This is a genomic window from Ramlibacter tataouinensis (assembly GCF_001580455.1).
Lineage (GTDB): Bacteria > Pseudomonadota > Gammaproteobacteria > Burkholderiales > Burkholderiaceae_C > Ramlibacter > Ramlibacter tataouinensis_B.
Genome location: NZ_CP010951.1, coordinates 1,150,222 through 1,166,000, shown reverse-complemented (window position 1 = coordinate 1,166,000; position 15,779 = coordinate 1,150,222). Strand labels below are relative to the sequence as shown.

Here is a 15,779-nt window from a genome sequence, read left to right as displayed (position 1 = left end):
CATTGGCGGGCGATAGTTCAGACAATTTAACCGCGCGCCCCATGGATCAACCGCAGGTGACCAGACAGCAATTCGAGCTCGACGAACTGGGTCCGGCCGCCTGTCTGCTGGTCACTCTGGCCGGGGCGGCGGCGGTCGTCGTTTGCGTTACAACAGTCCTGAAGGACGTCCTGGGTCTGCACGGCTTCTGGAGTCCGCTTGCGTCAGCCATCGCGCTGGGATTTTGGTGGCAAAGTGACTTTGTGTTGAAACTCGGGCGGGTGCGGCGCGTTCGGGATGAAGCCCCGCAGGCCCGAATCGTCAACGACCAACGAGCGGCGGCGAAACCGACGTGAGTATGAAGCCTTAGCGGAGATGAGCGGCCCGGTGAGTCCGCCGACTCTCCCGCAACCGCGCCGGTCTTCACGCGCCACCGACCCAAGCCGATCTTCCTGCCGCGACGTGGGCGGTCGTTCAACCTGCCCGAGCGCTGTGACAACGCGGCTCATCTCAGGATCTCGTCCGCAGATACTCCCATTCGAGGCTAGTCGACTCTCCCCCCAATCTCGGGACAAGGTTCCTACAACGCTTCGAGGCTGGCGCGCTAACTTGGGAGCCTTCACCTCCATCGGCGGAGCGGCTATGCAGAGACTCAAGGAATCGCTGACTCGGCTTTTTATGCCCCCTCTTACCGCGCCTGGGAGTTCGGTAGTGGAATCCACGCTCCCGATGTCTCCCATGGAGATGCCGATTGTGATCGACGCAGCAAAGTCGTTGGCTTTGTTTGAAGCGAAGATGGAGTCCGCTGATCGACCCTCACTTCGAGACTACATACGCGAGCTGGGGGAACTCAACGAGTCCCTGTCGACGCTGGAGGCAGTATTGTGGACGCAGGGCACACCGGATTCGCGAGCGCTCAATACGGTACGGGTCAGGTATGCCCAGGCAGAAAGGCTTTGGACAGCTTGCGAGAGCGATCACGAAGTCTTTGAGGGTGAACTTGTCCGTTTGAATAGTCTCAGCACAGCGACTCTGCTGGCGAAGAAGGTGCTCGCCGATTTTCCGAGACTCGACCAGCAATTCGCGGATGGCGGTGCGCTATCGCCGAACAAGAACTACGTGTCTTGCCGCCGGCTCTTGAGGGCCATCTGGGCGGATGCAAAAACGCAGGGCCACCATCTGAGGAGCGAACTCAGGGTCAGTGCCCGCTCGTGCAGCAGGCGCTAGCAGCGGGCTGTCATCCCTGGGGGTCTTCGTCACCGGGGGCCTGAGTGCCACCCTCGCCGCCTACGCCGGCCTGAGCCTGGCCAAAGCGCTTACGATCCTCGGGGACGAGTTCGACCCGGACGAAGTCTGTGCCTGGGGTCTCGTCTTCGTGAACCCATTGGCGAGGTACCTTCAGTGAAGATGATCCTGACACCGGCGCAGAATCCAGATGAGTACATCGATTGCCTGAGCGGGTGGCAAGGAGACTATGCCAAGGCATTGCGCACGGCAGTTCGCGAAGCGGTGCCTGAGCTCGAGGAGAGGCTGAAGTGGGGTCACATCGTCTACTTCATGAACGGCCCGGTTCTGCTGATCCGACCCGAACCAGCCCGCGTTCTCTTCGGGTTCTGGCGAGGGCAGCGTCTACGCGATATCGAGCCGCGCCTGAAGCCGGGTGGAAAGTATGAGATGGCGACCCTGGAACTTCGGCAAGACACGCCACTTCGCAGGGAGACAGTCCTTGGTCTGGCCATCAGGGCGGCCGAGCTCAACCGCATGGGCTAGGAGAACGCATGTTCGACCACGTCAAATTCGGAGTCAGCGACTATGCCGCGAGCAAAGCGTTCTTCCTCAAGGCACTCGAGCCGCTCGGCGTCGCTGTCGTCTCGGAGGGCCCGCCGACGTACGGGATTGAACTCTGCCCAACGGGTGGCAAGGCTTCGTTGTGCCTGTTCCAGACGGCGGAGAAGCCGGCGCATCTCCACTTGGCGTTCACGGCCGAGAATCGCCAGCAGGTCGATGCTTTCCATCGAGCGGCGCTGGAGGCGGGTGGCAAGGACAATGGTGCGCCGGGCCTGCGTCCGCACTACCACGCGAACTACTATGCGGCTTTCGTCATCGGCCCGGACGGGCACAACATCGAAGTGGTTTGCCACGAACCTGGGGCCCAGGACGTGCGTGCCGACCTCCACCACCAACAGTGACCCAGTCCCAAGAACACACCCTGTACGGGGCCGCAGCCTCCGGCTCCGTTGCCGTCGAAGCAGCACTGACTCTGCTGAACATTCCGTTCAAGCTCATTGAGGGCGCAACCTGGGCCTCCGAGGCGGCTCGCGAGCGCGTCGGCGAGCAGAACGCGATGCGCCAGATCCCCACGCTCGTCCTCCCGGACGGCCAGATACTGACAGAGAGCGCCGCCATCCTGATCTACCTGGCGGACCTGCACCCTGAGTTCAGGCTGTCGCCCGCCGCCGCGGCCGCTTCGCGCGGGCCCTTCTTGCGCTGGATGTTGTTCGTCTCCTCCGCCATCTACGCGTTGCACTGGATCAAGCCCGACGTGAGTCGGATCGGTGCGCCGCAGGGGGCGAGGGACGACGTCGTCCGCGCCGTGCACGAGCGAATCGCTTTCTGCTGGCGAACCATGGACGGGCAACTGAGCCCGGCCAGGTACCTGCTTGGCGACGAGCTCAGCGTGCTCGATCTTTACGTCGCCGTGGTGTCGCGCTTCGGTCCGTGGCGCGAACGCTTCCACGCCGAGGCGCCGCGCATGTCGCCGGCGATCAGGCGCGTCGACGAAGAACCGCGCCTGAAGGCGCTTTGGGAAAGCCGCTTCCCGGACGGGTGAGTGACTTCGCCCCGCCGCCGGAGCTCGACGGGAGTACAGTCCCCAGCGTGGTCGCGCCACTCGGAGAAGCCATGCCAAATACCTACGATCTGGAAGGCAAGTCCGCCATCGTCACCGGTGCCGCGAAGGGCATCGGACGCGCGATTGCCGAGCTGCTCCTCGCCAATGGTTGCCAGGTGACGATCTGGGACGCGAACCCCGCGCATTTGCCGGGGGCCAGGTCAGAGGTCGTCGATATCACCCAGCCCGGCCAGGTCGCCACGGCCGTGGCCGCATGGCCCGATGACCGTCGCATCGACGTCCTGGTGAACGACGCGGGCTATCTGGGAAGGACCAGCACCTTCGCCGCCCACCCCCCGGCGGATTGGCGGCGCATCGTCGAGGTCAACCTCCTGGGCACGATGCAGGTCACCCAGGCAGTCGTGCCTATCATGGTGCGGCAAGGTGGAGGCAGGATCATCAACCTCGGCTCACTCGCAGGGAAAGAGGGCTTGGCGGGCATCGTGGCGTACTCCGCGGCCAGTGCGGGAATCATTTCCTTCACCAAGGCGCTGGGCCGGGAGTTGGCGCAGCACCATGTCTTCGTGAACTGCGTGGCCCCGGGTCCCATCGACACGGACATGATTCGGGACCTCGGGCCGGAGGTCGTCGGCCAGATGGTCCGTGACAGCCCCATGGGGCGCCTCGGTGATGCCAGCGAAGTGGCCCATCTCGTCGCCTGGCTGTGCACAGAGGCAAGCCGTTTCAACACAGGCGCCGTCTTCGACATGTCCGGCGGCCGCGCGCGGTACTGAGATATGGACGGGCAACGCTTCAAGGTCTTCGGCCGCATGTTCCTGATCCGGCGCAGCGGCGGCCTCTGGGAGGCCTATGCGCTTGGCGCAGATGGAAAGCGCACGCCGGCCGGTTTTGTCATCCCGGAGTTCATCGAGGACTCCGAACTGGAGCAGTACCTGTTCGACCTCTTCCACGAAAGCGCCACCCCTGGCAATGGCGACGTCAGGAGGGTCCCGTGAAAGCCTGCATGCCACCCTACCTGGGAAGTTGCCTCTGTGGCCAGGTCAGGTTCCGGCTGAACGCCGAGCCGCTCACGCTCTATGCGTGTCATTGCACCGACTGCCAGCGTCGCTCGGGTGGCGCCTTGCTCCTGTCCATGTGGGTGCAAAGGGATGCGCTGGAAGTCCTCGAGGGAACACCAGTCCTGGTGCCGTCCATCGCGAATGACGGACGAGAGCGCAATAACAAGGTGTGCCCGGCCTGCCAGATTCGGCTGTGGTCGGAACCCGTTCACCGGCCCCAACTGGCCATCCTGCGGCCAGGCATGCTGGAGCAAGCCGGGAGCTTCACACCGATAGCGCATCAGTTTGTGCGCAGCGCGCTCCCTTGGTTCGTCTTTCCGAAGGGGGTCCCGCGCTATGAGACCGAGCCCGAGGATCCTGCTGAATACATTCGCCTATGGAAAGCATCGGGACAGCATCGTCATGGCCCCGGCGAGCCCGGTTGACATGACTGCGCCCCATCCATCGGGATCCACCTGGCGGTCGCGCTGACGCCAGGATGCAACACCGATTCCTCCAGCCGCGGGCTCACTGCACAATCTCGTCGTACAGAAATTTCTTGGGACGGATGTGACGACGGACACGAGCGGCCTCATGGGCGGGGCCATTCTTTTGCTGGCCGGACCAGCAGGCATCGATTCATTGGCAGCTTGCGCATCGCGCAGTTTCGGACCGGGGTGCGCGCCATGAGCGGGCCGACCGCGATCAGGCTGGCCGCCCTGCTGGCATTGGGCTACGCCCTGTGGGTCCTGATCGGCGGGCCCATTCAGCTGGGCGCCGGTGGGAATGTGCTGACCGTGCGCGTGAGCGCATCACATGCGATCAGCTGGCTGGTCGGACTGCTGTCCCTGGTGTTGGCCATTGGCTTGTGGAGCCGGTTCGCATGGGCCTGGTGGCTGGCGCTGGTAGCGGCCCTGGTCCAGGGCTGGCGAGTCCTTTCCGCGCAACTCGCGCATCAACCGGTCCGGATGCCCGGTGCCGTCACGCTGATCGTGCTGGCTCTGCTGCTGGTGTTCCTCGTGCTGCTGTTCATGCCCAAGGCGCGGGCGACCTGCAACCGCTGAATCCGGAATCTCCAGGCTCATCGGCCGATTTTGCTGCCGCTCAGTTACGCGGCGGTTGCAAAAGGGCGCGTCGCTGAAGTGAGCTCGATACCAGCGCCGGGGAGACTTCATTCCATGGGCGCCACCCCGGCCAGCCGGCAAAGGCTTCCCGGGATGGCGCGACCCACAGCCTCACCTCCGCAGAGCGATCGACCATGGAAGAGCTTTTACTGTTTTTGACCGAGCACGGCCTCGCGGCGGTCTTCCTGGTGACGCTGGCCGCCCGCATCGGTGCGCCGGTTCCGGCCTCGCTGCTGCTGGTGTTCGCGGGCGCGATGGGGCAGGCGGGTCAGCTCTCGATCTGGGGCGTGGCCGCCGCGTCGGTGCTCGCCAACCTCGCGGGCGACGCTGTCTGGTTCTGGGGCGGCAGGGCATGGGGCGTTCGGGTGCTGCGGCTGGTCTTTCGCTTCTCCGGGCGCCGCGATGCATGCCTGTGCCAAGGCCAATCGCTGATCGAGCGCTGGGGCGGCCTCTCGCTCATCGCGGCCAAGTTCGTGCCGGGCGTGTCCGTCGTGGCGGCGCCCCTGGCTGGCGCGCTCGCCATGCCGTGGCCGCGGTTCATCGCCTATGGCCTGGCCGCCGCGGCTGCGTGGACGGTGCTGTTCCTGGGGGCGGGCGTGTTCCTCAGCGCGGACGTGCAGCAGCTGGTGGCTGCGCTGGACGGCGCGGCCATGCTGGCCGGCTTCCTGTCAGCCGGGCTGATCGTCGGCCTGGTGGCTTACCGCTGGCCGCGACTTCGCGCCGCTCGCCCGGCAACGGATTGCGTCGGGCACACGGCGGCCCTCATTCGCTAGGCTGCCGGCGCCAGCCGCCGGGCGCAGCGCCTGCGCATTTCTTGAAAGCGCGGCTGAACGCCGACTCCGATTGATAGCCCAGCGCCGCAGCCACCCCGGAGACCTTCGCGCCGGGTTCGGCCAGCATGCGCGTGGCCAGTTGCATGCGCCACTGGATGAGGTACTGCATGGGCGGTTGGCCGACGAACTGCACGAAGCGTTCCGCCAGCACCGAGCGCGAGGCGCCGGCCTGCGTGGCCAGTTCGGCAAGCGTCCAGTGCCTGGCGGGCGCGCCATGCAGCAGCGTCAGCGCCCGCGCCACCATCGGCTCGCCGAGGCCGGCGAGCCAGCCGGCCTGCGTGGCCGCCATGGTCGTGAGGCAACGCCGCACGACTTCGATAAACATCAGCTCGGCCAGCCGAAGCTGCACGTCCTTCCCGCCGGGCGCTGGCTCGCGCAACTCGCACAGCGCGAAATCGACCAGGTGGCGCATCGCGCCGTCCAGCGCCGTCGCTCCGCGCAGGTGGATCATCCGCGGCAGCGAGGCGAGCACGGGGTTGAACGGACGCCGGTCGCAGCCGAGGAAGCCACAGATGAACTGCGTCTGCTGCGCGCCGCCGCCGCCTTCGGGCACCACTGAGGGCAGTTCGCCGGCAGCCATCTGCCGGAAAAACGCGACCGCCTCCTCGGGGCCGTAGCTGGCCCGGGCATCGGGCGGGTTGGCCAGGAAGTAGGCGTCGCCGTGCGGGATGACAAGCACGTCGCCCGTCTCGAAGCTTTCCGGCGGCGCATCGCGAAGGCCGGCCCAGCAGCGGCCGCGGGTCACGACGTGGTAGGAGACCATGTGCTGAGAGCCTGGCAGCACGACCCGGCGAAAGGCCTCCGTCTGCGGCGCCCACGACCGCCAGGGCGTCGTGGCGTCGACGAGGAACAGCATGGACCCGGTTAGCCGCACCGAACGCAACACGTCCGACAGCACATCGGCGGACGGCGCGGCATGCGAAGCGGACGCTGGAGCATGGACAGCGTTCATCGTGCCACCCATGCTACGCCTGCCGATCCACTGAAGGAGGGCTGCGATGAACCTGGTTTCCGACTCACGGCCCGACTCGGCGGGGCGTTCCCCCGCCGACATCTACGACGAACAGTTCGTGCCGGCGCTGTTTCGCCAGTGGGGCCCGGTCCTCTGCGATGCGGCACAGGTCCGGCGCGGCCAGCAGGTGCTCGACGTCGCCTGCGGCACCGGCGCGCTGACGCTCGCGCTCGCCGACCGCGTCGGACCGGAAGGCGCGGTGCATGGCCTGGATGCCAGCCCGCAGATGCTGGCCGTTGCCGGGCGCAAGGTCGCGCGCATTGCCTGGGTCCATGGCCGCGCCGAGGCGCTGCCCTTTGGCGACGCCGCCTTCGATGCCGTGCTCAGTCAGTTCGGCCTGATGTTCTTCGAGGGCCGCGTCGCGGGGCTGCGCGAGATGCAGCGCGTGTTGCGGCCCGGCGGGCGCCTGGCCGTCGCGGTGTGCGACGCGCTGGCGCGGTCTGCCGGCTACGCGGCGCTCGATGCGCTGCTGGAGCGCCTGTTCGGCCCATCCGTTGCAGGCGCGTTTCGCGCACCGTTCGCGCTCGGCGACGAGCAGCGCCTGCTCGCGCTCTGCGCGCAGGCGGGCATTCGGGACGCCCAGGTGGTGCGACGCGAAGGAACGGTTCGCTTCGCATCGGTCGAAGCGCTGGTGTCGACCGAGCGCGCCTGCGTGTGGACTCTCGGCGGCTTGCTCGACGATGGCCAGTTCGAACAGCTGCTGCGCGAGGCGCGGCTCGAGTTCGCGCCCTTCGTCAATGCCGGCGGGCAAGTGGCCTTCACCATGCCTGCCTTGCTGATCTGCGCCTCCAAGTGAGGCCTGGCCACCACTGCTCAGCCACTGCTGCTGGGTCATTCTTTGCCGACGCGCGGCTGCGCATCCAGCCGACAGCTCAAGCCCAAGTTCGGCGATAGGCTGATGAACTTGTCTGGAGAGCGGGATGCGGATGACAAGACCCAAGCGCGCGGACGACCTCGAGCGCGATAGGCCCCGCGGCTAGCACTGCCTTCGGTATTGCCGAGGTTGTTAACTGGCAAGTGGTGGATCCGACTGATCGCTCTCTTTTTGGCACGGGGTTTGCTCCTAACTCCGGCGCGGCGGCTGTCCGGCCGCCTCATCAAGCAAACGGAAGTTGCCTACGGTGCTTGTACTCACCTTGAAGTCTATTTGCGCGGCCGCCGCGCTCATCCTGATCGGCCTCCCGAGGCTCGCCATGGCCTTCGGCTACGAAGACGTCGTCGCCCTCGCGAAGGCGGAGGCGGCTGCGGCGTACCGGCCGCCGGCCGAAACCACGCCAGCCGAGCTGGCGCAGCTGACCTACGACCAGCTGCGCGACATCCGCTTTCGTCCCGATCGGGCGTTGTGGCGGGCGGACCGGCTCCCTTTTGAACTGGAATTTTTTCACCTGGGCAAGTACCAGACCGTGCCGGTGACGATCCACGAGGTCTCGGCGGCCGGGGTGCGCCCGCTGCGCTTCGACCCGCGCGATTTCAACTACGGCCGCAATCGCCTGGCGACGGCGCGCTGGGGCGACATCGGGATGGCGGGCTTTCGCATCCACCACCCGCTCAACTCGCCCACCGTCCGCGACGAGCTGGGCGTGTTCCTCGGCGCGAGCTATTTCCGCATGCTCGGCCGTGGCCAGCGCTACGGCCTGTCGGCGCGCGGGCTGGCGATCGATCCGGTGCGCGGCGCGGGCGAGGAGTTTCCGCGCTTCAAGTCGTTCTGGGTCGAGCGGCCCGCTCCGGGTGCCGACACACTCGTCGTCTACGCGCAGCTCGACTCGCCGCGCGCGACCGGCGCCTACCGCTTCGTGCTGCACCCGGGCGACGAGACGGTGGTCGACGTGAAGGCCACGCTGTTCCTGCGCGCCGGCGTCGCCACCCTCGGCATCGCACCGCTGACCAGCATGTTCCACCATGGCGAGGTCAGCCCCCGCAGCGGGGAGTTCCGGCCCGAAGTGCACGACTCCGACGGGCTGATGATCGCCACGGGTGAGGGCGAATGGCTGTGGCGCCCGCTGGTGAACCCGGGCAAGCCGATGGCATCTTCGTTCGCGGTTCGCGAACTGAAGGGCTTTGGCCTGATGCAGCGCGACCGCGTCTTCGCCAACTACGAGGACCTGGAGGCGCGCTACGAAAAGCGGCCCAGCGCGTGGATCGAGCCCGTGGGCCGCTGGGGGCCGGGCCGGGTCGAGCTGCTGCTGCTGCACACGCCGGACGAGACGCACGACAACGTCGTCGCCTGGTGGATGCCCGACACCTTGCCCGCACCCGGCCAGCCACTCGAGCTCGCCTACCGGGTCCACTGGCAGGGTGACACGCAGCAGCGGCCGCCGAACGGCTGGACCGTGCAGTCGCGGCTCGGCCGTGGTTACGCGAAGCTGGGGCCCGACGAGATGCAGTTCGTCGTCGACTTCGCCGGCCTGGCGCTCGACGCGCCGCCGGAGGAGGTCGACGTCAAGGCCGTCGTCACGCCCCTGGCCAATGCCCGCGTCGTCGAACGCAATGCCTATCCGAACGAGGTGCGTGGCGGCTGGCGCATGACCATGCGCGTCAAGCGCATCGACCCCGCGCAGCCGGTGGAACTGCGCGCCTTCCTGCAACAGGGCTCCCACGCCCTCACCGAAACATGGACCCTGCTCATTCCACCCGATTGAACAGCGCGCCGCCGATCCGGCGCGGCTCGATGGTGCCGCGACCCTGGCTCGGCTTTGCCGCAAGCATTGCAGCGCTGCGGCAAGGCCAAGGCACCGGCCCGACGGGGAGCGACCCGCCCGAACCCTGGGAGCGGGCGGCGGTGCGCCGGCGGCGCGTGCTGCTGTCGGCGATCGTGCTGTCGGCCATGGGTGCGGCGACGGTCCTCGGCCAAGGCCTGGCGTCCGGCGCGCATCCGATGCTGCGCATTCCGCTGGTGGCGCTCTATGCGCTGCTTTTCGCCTGGGTCACCGCCGGCTTCGCCACCGCGCTCATGGGCCTCGTCGTGCAATGGCTCGGCGACAGGCATGCGCTCAGCGCGGCCTCGGTGGCCGACCGGCCGATCACCGCGGATGCGCGCACGGCGATCATCATGCCGATCTGCAACGAGCACGCGGCCACCGTGTTCGCCGGCCTGGCGGCGACCTGCGAGTCGCTCGTCGCCACCGGCGCGGGGCGCTTGTTCGACCTGTACGTGCTGTCCGACAGCAGTGACGCCGACACCCGGGCGCAGGAAGTCACGGCCTGGAGTTCGCTGCGCGCCACGCTGGGCGATGCCATGCACGTGTTCTACCGCTGCCGCCGGCGCCGCACGCGCCGCAAGGCGGGCAACGTGGCCGACTTCTGCCGTCGCTGGGGGCGCGACTACCGCTACATGGTGGTGCTCGACGCCGACAGCGTGATGAGCGGCGAGTGCCTGGTGTCGCTGGTGCAACTGATGGAGGCGCATCCACGCGCCGGCATCATCCAGACGCTGCCGCATGCGTGGGGCTTGTCGACGCTGCACGCCCGGGCCCAGCAGTTCACGGGCCATGTCACGGGGCGGCTCTTTGCCGCCGGCATGCAGTACTGGCAACTGGGCGAGTCCCACTACTGGGGCCACAACGCGATCATCCGCATCGAGCCCTTCATGAAGCATTGCGGCCTGGCGCCGCTGGCCGGCCGCGGCGGCCTCGCGGGCGACATCATGTCGCACGACTTCGTCGAGGCGGCGCTGATGCGGCGCGCCGGCTGGCACGTGTGGCTGGTACCCGATCTCGATGGCAGCTACGAGCAGCAGCCGCCCAACCTGGTCGAAGAGCTGCAGCGCGACCGGCGCTGGTGCCAGGGCAACCTGCTGAACGCGCGCCTCGTGGCCGAGCCCGGCCTGCACCCGGTGCATCGCGCGATGCTGGTGACCGGCGCCATGGCCTACCTGTCGGCGCCACTGTGGCTGGTGTTCGTGCTGCTGGGCGCGCTCGCGTGGCTGGCCACCGGCACGCCCAGCGGGGCCGGGCACGGCGTGCCGGCGGGGGTGCTGGCGCTGTGGACCTGCACGGTGACCATGCTGGCCTTGCCGCGCCTGCTGGGCGTGCTGGTGATTGCGCTGCGGCGCGAGACCGCGCCATATGGCGGCCCGGCGGCCTTGTTGAAAGGCGCGCTGCTCGAGGGCCTGCTCTCCGTGCTGCAGGCGCCGCTGCGCATGGCGGCGCATAGCGTGTTCGTCGCCGTCGCGCTGACCGGCTGGAAGCTCGAGTGGAAGTCACCGCCGCGCGAGGCCGAGGCTGTTCCCTGGGCCGAGGCGGCGCGCCGCTCCGCGCCGATCAGCGCGCTCGTCGCCGTGCTGCTGGCCGGCGCGCTGGCGCTGAACACGCACATGGCGCTGTGGCTGTTGCCGGTGGCGTTGCCGCTGTTGTTCGCCGCACCGCTCGCGGTGCTGACGAGCGGATCCTGGGTCGGCGAGCGGATCCGCGCGGCCGGCTTGCTGCTCACGCCCGAGGAGTGGCGCACACCGCGGGTGCTGCGGCGGGCGCGCTGGCGCGTGCTGCAGCCCGCGCTTGCGCTCCGCCTGGCTGGCATGCCGTCGCCCATCATCACCGTGCCGGACACCCGGCCGGCGGCCAACTCGGACTTCGGCCCGTGGACGGAAGGCGACCGCGTCGGCGAGCGCGCAAGGCGCAGCCATGGCGGAGGCGGCCCCCTTCACTGATCCGGCGGCGGCGCCCGGTGCCCACCGCGGCGGCACTTAGCGCGAAACATTCGCCCCATCGCCGGACATTCTTCACGGTCAACGCCGAAGAGGCTGTCCTGGCGTGTGAGATTCGTGCTTCCCCTGGTGCTGGCTCTACCATGCGAACAGAAGAGCCATGCCCAGCCTGCTGTTCACTCGCCGTCGCGCGCCCGTGGTCCTGTTCGCCCTGCTGGCGGCAGGGCAGGCGTGCGCCCAGAGCCGCGCGGTGATGGAGCCGGCGCCGGGCGTCCAGGTCAGCTATGAGCGCCAGGGACCGGAGGATGCCGCGGCTCCGCCCGGGCGCTTCGACGGCGCCGTCGCCACGCCGGCCGGCACCTTGCGCACTACGGTCCGCGCGGTGCCGAGCGAGGAGCACGGCTTCCAGCGCGGCGATACCTCCTTCGAACTGTCGAACAGCATCCTGGGCGGCCAGTTGCAGCTGCGTGAACTGCAGGCCGGCGGCACGGCCGCGGTCTGGAGCGCACCGCTGGGCGCCGGTCTGGCGGCGCAGACCCAAAGCGAGTGGACACCCGTGCGCAGCGGGCAGGCGCTGCAGCTGCAGCAGGAGCTCGACGGCGGCCATATCGCCAAGGCGCTGCTGTCGAGCTCGAAGACATCGACCGCACAGGGCTCGCAGTGGGACCTCGAGGTCGCCAAGGTCTCCGGCTTTTCACGCTGGAATGCCGGGTTCCAGGGCGCCGACAACAGCTACGTTTCCGCTTCGGGCGGGGCCGAGCCTCGCGCCGGCGTGCGCCTGGGCACCCAGTTGCCGATCTTCTCGCAGTCGCGGACGGAACTGCGCTACACGCGCCAGCTAAACTGGCATGCGGAAGAGCCGGTCTCATCGGTCATGCTCAGCACCTCGTTCGACCTGCCGCTGCGCGCCAGCCTGGCGACCGCCGTGGAGACCGATGCGGACGCACGCCACAAGGCCTCGGTGACGCTCACCGTGCCGCTCGAAGCGCGCTGAGCGAGCGCATCCAAGGCGCTATTTCTTCGCGCGCCCGCGCCGCGCCGTCTTGGCCGCCGGCTTGCCGGACTCGCGCGCATCCGGCGTCGCTGCCTGCTCCAGCCACTGCAAGGACTCGGCGTAGACCACGAAGCGCCGCAGGTAGTCGGGCGACAGCTCGCGCATCATCGCCAGCGACTGCAGCACCAGCGCATGCGAGTTCAGCGGCCCCGACTGCGCGGGCCTGCGGGCGAGCGCTTGGGCCAGGCGGTCCAGCGTGTGGCCGCGGCTCCAGGCCTGGCGGAAGCGGTGCGCGCTGGCCAGTTCATCCGGGTCATGCGGCTCGCCGGCCGCGCCAAGGGCGCGCGCGGCGGCGGCGGCGCGCAACTGCTGGTTCAGCGGCGCGAGCGGGCTGACCGGTGCCGCGCGGCGCGCGGCTGGCCGGATGGGCGGCGCCGGCTGCGCAGGGTAGGGCGCGAGGCGCTGCTCGCATTCGCCCAGCGCTGCCTGCAACTTCCCGCTCAGCACGGCCTGCACGTCCGCCGACTGCGCCGGCAGCCGGCGCGCCAGCGACTCCAGGGCGTGGAAGCGCACCGGCTCCAGCCGTGCGGCGCCGCGTGCGCGAAGCGCGGCGATGCGCTCCTGCAGCGTGGCCGGATTCAAGACGGCGCTCCTCCCGTGCCCTTGGCGCCGTGCGGCGCTCGCGGCACCGGGGCCATCTCCACCCGCCGGTTCAGGGCGCGCCCCTTTTCGTTGGCGTTTGATGCCACCGGCTGCTCGGCGCCGAAGGCCGCCGCGAACACCTGCCCGGAGGGCATGCCTTCCTCGATCAGTGCCCGGGTGACGTTCAAAGCGCGCTGCGCCGACAGCTCCAGGTTGTCCTCGAAGCGATGGTTGGCGCTGGTGATGGGCTTGTCGTCGGTGAAGCCGCTGACCATCAGCATTTCATTGCGCTCGCCCAGGTACACGCGCAGCGGGTGCACCAGGCTGCGCAGCAGCTGGCGCCCTTCGGGGCGCAACTGGTCGGAGTTGACGGCGAACAGCACGCTGCCGCTGATGCCGATGCGCCCGTCGCTCACGGTGATGCGGCCGGCGGCCAGCGGGACCGCGAGCGCCTTCTCCAGCGCCATGCGGCGCTGCTCCTCGATGCGGCGCTTCTCGATCTCCGATTCCAGGCTGGCCACCAGGTCCATCTGCACCACCAGCACGCCCAGCAGGATCAGCACGAAGGCGCCGAGCAGGCCCGACATCAGGTCGGCAAATACGGCCCAGACGGGCGCCACCTCGTGGGCGGCGCCGTCGGCCTCGTCCAGCTCCATCATCCCGGCACCCCGACGGCCACCGCGGCCGGCCTGGCCGGCGCGACCTGCAGTGTGCGCAGGTTCTCCAGCAGGTCGTGCTGCGAGCTGATGCTCAGGTCGATCACCTCGCGCGCCTGCGCCACGTAGTAGGCCAGCTGCTCGTCGCTGCGCGCGGTGGAGCGCTCCAGCGAAGCCTCCACGCGCTGCAGCGTCTCGACCAGCTTCTCGTTGCCGCCCTGGAACAGCTGCACGCTGTGGCCGAAGGCTTCCGCCAGGCTGGACAGCTCCACGGCGCTGGCAGTGGTGTGGGCCGCCGTGGTGGCCGCCTGGCCGGACTGTGCCTCCAGCACCTGCGCGAAGCGTGCGCCGGCCTGTTCCAGCACGGACGCGGCGGCGGCGAGCAGGGCTTCGGTCGCGGCGCGTTGCTCGCCGGCGGCCTGGTTGACGGACTGCAGCAGCGCGGACAGGCGCGCCAGCAGCTCGCTGCGTTCCTGCAGGGCGAGGTTGTCGCGCTCGGCGACGCGGCTCATCTCTTCGCGCAGCTGCGCGATCACGCCGGCAGCGGCCTCGGGCACTTCGGAGGCGGTGTGCAGCAGGCGCGTGATGGGCGCTTCCAGCGCCGCGCCCAGGGTGCCCAGGTGCTGCGCAACCGCGGCCTGCAGCTCGCCCAGGCGCTCGACCGCGGCCTGGCCGTTCCGGTTTTCCTGCTCGCGCAGCGCGGCCAGTTCCGTGCGCCACAAGGCCGTGAGCTGCTCCATGCGCTCGCCTTGCTGGGTCACCCAGCGGCTCTCGGCTTCCTCGCGCGATTGCACCAGGGCGCGCGATTGCTCCAGCAGGCGGGTGGATTCGGCCAGCGTCGCCGCCGCATGCGCATCGGCGTGTTCGCCCACGCCGGCCAGCAGCGCGGCGCTGCGCTGCTCGAAGGTTTCGCTGAAGCCGCTCAGGCAGCCTTGCAGCTGCGTGGCCAGTGCCTCGCTGGTGCGCGCGTGCGTCTGCAGCGCCGCGGTCCACGAGTCGGAGACCGTCCGGGCGGTGGCGCCGAACTGCTGCGACAGCGCATCCACCTGCGCCTGCGCCGCGGCGGCCAGGCGCTCGTGCGTGCGCTGCGATTCCTGCACCACCTGGGCCATCGCCCCCTCGACCACGGGACGGATCGTCTCGCCGGCCTGGCGCGCACCGGCGACCAGGTTCTCCTGCAAAGAGGCGCCGACGCCGCGCGCCAGCTCGGTGTAGGCGTGCGTGGCGTCGCGCTGGAACTGCGCGTGGCGCTCCAGCAGCTGCTGGTCCAGCTGCTCGCTGCGCGCTTCGATGCGCTGCATCAAGGCCTGCAATGCGTCGACCAGCTCGGGCAGCGCACGCGCCTGCAGCTGCTGCGCGCGGAAGCTCTCCTGGCGCTGGTGCACCAGCGAGAAGGGCTGCAGCGCGTCGGCCATGCGCGAGTCCAGCAGGCGCACGGCCTCGGCCCGCTCGCGCCGGCTCAGGGCCGACAGCAGGCCGAGCATGGCCGAGGCTGCCACGCCCGCCACCGAGGTGCCGAACGAGAGCCCCAGGCCGCGCACGGGTTCGGCCAGGGCGCCGCGGATGGCCTGCAGGTCGGTCGAACCCTCCAGCGCGAACACCGCGCCCTTGAAGGTGACCACCATGCCCAGGAAGGTGCCCAGCATGCCCAGCATCACCAGCAGCCCGACCAGGTAAGGCGTGAGCGCCGGCCCGGGCAGCGTGCCGCGGTCCGCTTCCACCCGCTGGCGCACGGCGGCGCGCAGGCCGGCCGGCACCCGCTCCAGCCAGTCGCCCAGCGATGCGGGCGGCTGGGAAAGGTCCTGCAGCGCCTTGTGCAGTCCGGCGGTGGAGGCGCGGAACCGGCTCAGTTCGACGGCGCCCAGCACGTACACCGCGAGGATCACCGCCGTCACCGCCAGGGGGAGCCAGCTGCCGGCGGCGAAACCCATGCCGACCCAGGCGACGATCACCAGGCCGATGGCAAAGGGCAATGCAAAAGATAGTTTGTTCATGGTCGATGAGGGCCT

General features: G+C 69.1%; 18 protein-coding genes. 14 read left to right on the top strand and 4 right to left on the bottom strand.

The window, feature by feature from the left end; genetic code table 11:
* Positions 1 to 41 precede the first annotated feature (41 nt).
* The 10 genes from UC35_RS05680 to UC35_RS05635 all read left to right on the top strand — a co-directional run bounded on the left by UC35_RS05680 (position 42) and on the right by UC35_RS05635 (position 5,764).
* Complete coding sequence (locus UC35_RS05680; protein WP_061497037.1) at positions 42 to 335, top strand: hypothetical protein; 294 nt, start codon at positions 42 to 44, stop codon at positions 333 to 335.
* 382 nt (positions 336 to 717) lie between these two features.
* Positions 718 to 1,206, top strand: a complete 489-nt coding sequence (locus tag UC35_RS05675; protein ID WP_061497035.1) for a hypothetical protein — start codon at positions 718 to 720, stop codon at positions 1,204 to 1,206.
* 180 nt (positions 1,207 to 1,386) lie between these two features.
* Entirely contained in the window at positions 1,387 to 1,749 is a 363-nt protein-coding gene (locus UC35_RS05665) for a DUF1801 domain-containing protein (protein ID WP_061497031.1), read from the top strand.
* An 8-nt stretch (positions 1,750 to 1,757) separates the two neighbouring features.
* The gene (locus UC35_RS05660) at positions 1,758 to 2,168 is read left to right on the top strand and encodes a VOC family protein (protein WP_061497029.1); all 411 of its coding nucleotides are present in this window, start codon (positions 1,758 to 1,760) and stop codon (positions 2,166 to 2,168) included.
* Positions 2,165 to 2,809, top strand: a complete 645-nt coding sequence (locus tag UC35_RS05655) for a glutathione S-transferase family protein (RefSeq protein ID WP_061497027.1) — start codon at positions 2,165 to 2,167, stop codon at positions 2,807 to 2,809. The genes UC35_RS05660 and UC35_RS05655 overlap by 4 nt, the downstream gene beginning before the upstream one ends.
* 71 nt (positions 2,810 to 2,880) lie before the next feature.
* Positions 2,881 to 3,603 (top strand): SDR family NAD(P)-dependent oxidoreductase, encoded by a 723-nt coding sequence (locus UC35_RS05650; protein WP_061503691.1) that lies wholly within the window; start codon positions 2,881 to 2,883, stop codon positions 3,601 to 3,603.
* Between the two features lie 3 nt (positions 3,604 to 3,606).
* Positions 3,607 to 3,825 (top strand): hypothetical protein, encoded by a 219-nt coding sequence (locus UC35_RS05645; protein WP_061497024.1) that lies wholly within the window; start codon positions 3,607 to 3,609, stop codon positions 3,823 to 3,825.
* Positions 3,822 to 4,313, top strand: coding sequence for a GFA family protein (locus UC35_RS22930; protein ID WP_227820454.1), 492 nt, complete (start codon positions 3,822 to 3,824; stop codon positions 4,311 to 4,313). The genes UC35_RS05645 and UC35_RS22930 overlap by 4 nt, the downstream gene beginning before the upstream one ends.
* Before the next feature lie 240 nt (positions 4,314 to 4,553).
* Positions 4,554 to 4,931 (top strand): hypothetical protein, encoded by a 378-nt coding sequence (locus tag UC35_RS05640; RefSeq protein WP_061503690.1) that lies wholly within the window; start codon positions 4,554 to 4,556, stop codon positions 4,929 to 4,931.
* Positions 4,932 to 5,125: 194 nt separating this feature from the next.
* On the top strand, positions 5,126 to 5,764 hold the full coding sequence (locus tag UC35_RS05635) for a DedA family protein (protein WP_082792709.1): 639 nt from the start codon (positions 5,126 to 5,128) through the stop codon (positions 5,762 to 5,764).
* On the opposite strand, the gene UC35_RS05630 is transcribed toward UC35_RS05635, so the two are convergent.
* Positions 5,754 to 6,776: an AraC family transcriptional regulator gene (locus UC35_RS05630; RefSeq protein ID WP_082792706.1), complete on the bottom strand. Its 1,023-nt coding sequence runs from the start codon at positions 6,774 to 6,776 to the stop codon at positions 5,754 to 5,756. The genes UC35_RS05635 and UC35_RS05630 overlap by 11 nt on opposite strands.
* Before the next feature lie 46 nt (positions 6,777 to 6,822).
* Here UC35_RS05630 and UC35_RS05625 point away from each other — a divergent pair, with 46 nt between their 5' ends.
* From UC35_RS05625 to UC35_RS05610, 4 genes are all read left to right on the top strand, one after another.
* Positions 6,823 to 7,632: a class I SAM-dependent methyltransferase gene (locus UC35_RS05625; protein ID WP_061497018.1), complete on the top strand. Its 810-nt coding sequence runs from the start codon at positions 6,823 to 6,825 to the stop codon at positions 7,630 to 7,632.
* A 340-nt stretch (positions 7,633 to 7,972) separates the two neighbouring features.
* The gene (locus UC35_RS05620; RefSeq protein ID WP_415752695.1) at positions 7,973 to 9,475 is read left to right on the top strand and encodes a glucan biosynthesis protein G; all 1,503 of its coding nucleotides are present in this window, start codon (positions 7,973 to 7,975) and stop codon (positions 9,473 to 9,475) included.
* Positions 9,448 to 11,481: a glucans biosynthesis glucosyltransferase MdoH gene (gene mdoH / locus UC35_RS05615; RefSeq protein ID WP_061497014.1), complete on the top strand. Its 2,034-nt coding sequence runs from the start codon at positions 9,448 to 9,450 to the stop codon at positions 11,479 to 11,481. The genes UC35_RS05620 and mdoH overlap by 28 nt, the downstream gene beginning before the upstream one ends.
* A gap of 157 nt (positions 11,482 to 11,638) precedes the next feature.
* Positions 11,639 to 12,472 carry a hypothetical protein gene (locus tag UC35_RS05610; protein ID WP_061497012.1) on the top strand — a complete coding sequence of 278 codons (834 nt, stop codon included), beginning with the start codon at positions 11,639 to 11,641 and terminating at the stop codon, positions 12,470 to 12,472.
* A gap of 18 nt (positions 12,473 to 12,490) precedes the next feature.
* Here UC35_RS05610 and UC35_RS05605 read toward each other — a convergent pair whose 3' ends face one another.
* Genes UC35_RS05605 through UC35_RS05595 form a run of 3 tightly spaced genes read right to left on the bottom strand, consistent with a single transcriptional unit; the run spans position 12,491 to position 15,764 of the window.
* Positions 12,491 to 13,114 (bottom strand): DUF2894 domain-containing protein, encoded by a 624-nt coding sequence (locus UC35_RS05605; RefSeq protein ID WP_061497010.1) that lies wholly within the window; start codon positions 13,112 to 13,114, stop codon positions 12,491 to 12,493.
* Entirely contained in the window at positions 13,111 to 13,773 is a 663-nt protein-coding gene (locus tag UC35_RS05600; protein WP_061497008.1) for an OmpA family protein, read from the bottom strand. The genes UC35_RS05605 and UC35_RS05600 overlap by 4 nt, the downstream gene beginning before the upstream one ends.
* Positions 13,770 to 15,764, bottom strand: coding sequence for a DUF802 domain-containing protein (locus UC35_RS05595; protein WP_061497006.1), 1,995 nt, complete (start codon positions 15,762 to 15,764; stop codon positions 13,770 to 13,772). The genes UC35_RS05600 and UC35_RS05595 overlap by 4 nt, the downstream gene beginning before the upstream one ends.
* Between the last annotated feature and the right edge of the window lie 15 nt (positions 15,765 to 15,779).

Coding starts and splice junctions, on each gene's coding strand:
- UC35_RS05680 (WP_061497037.1), top strand. CDS start 42: ATGGATCAACCGCAGGTGACCAGACAGCAATTCGAGCTCGACGAACTG.
- UC35_RS05675 (WP_061497035.1), top strand. CDS start 718: ATGGAGATGCCGATTGTGATCGACGCAGCAAAGTCGTTGGCTTTGTTT.
- UC35_RS05665 (WP_061497031.1), top strand. CDS start 1,387: ATGATCCTGACACCGGCGCAGAATCCAGATGAGTACATCGATTGCCTG.
- UC35_RS05660 (WP_061497029.1), top strand. CDS start 1,758: ATGTTCGACCACGTCAAATTCGGAGTCAGCGACTATGCCGCGAGCAAA.
- UC35_RS05650 (WP_061503691.1), top strand. CDS start 2,881: ATGCCAAATACCTACGATCTGGAAGGCAAGTCCGCCATCGTCACCGGT.
- UC35_RS05645 (WP_061497024.1), top strand. CDS start 3,607: ATGGACGGGCAACGCTTCAAGGTCTTCGGCCGCATGTTCCTGATCCGG.
- UC35_RS05640 (WP_061503690.1), top strand. CDS start 4,554: ATGAGCGGGCCGACCGCGATCAGGCTGGCCGCCCTGCTGGCATTGGGC.
- UC35_RS05635 (WP_082792709.1), top strand. CDS start 5,126: ATGGAAGAGCTTTTACTGTTTTTGACCGAGCACGGCCTCGCGGCGGTC.
- UC35_RS05630 (WP_082792706.1), bottom strand. CDS start 6,776: ATGAACGCTGTCCATGCTCCAGCGTCCGCTTCGCATGCCGCGCCGTCC.
- UC35_RS05625 (WP_061497018.1), top strand. CDS start 6,823: ATGAACCTGGTTTCCGACTCACGGCCCGACTCGGCGGGGCGTTCCCCC.
- mdoH (WP_061497014.1), top strand. CDS start 9,448: ATGGACCCTGCTCATTCCACCCGATTGAACAGCGCGCCGCCGATCCGG.
- UC35_RS05610 (WP_061497012.1), top strand. CDS start 11,639: ATGCCCAGCCTGCTGTTCACTCGCCGTCGCGCGCCCGTGGTCCTGTTC.
- UC35_RS05600 (WP_061497008.1), bottom strand. CDS start 13,773: ATGATGGAGCTGGACGAGGCCGACGGCGCCGCCCACGAGGTGGCGCCC.
- UC35_RS05595 (WP_061497006.1), bottom strand. CDS start 15,764: ATGAACAAACTATCTTTTGCATTGCCCTTTGCCATCGGCCTGGTGATC.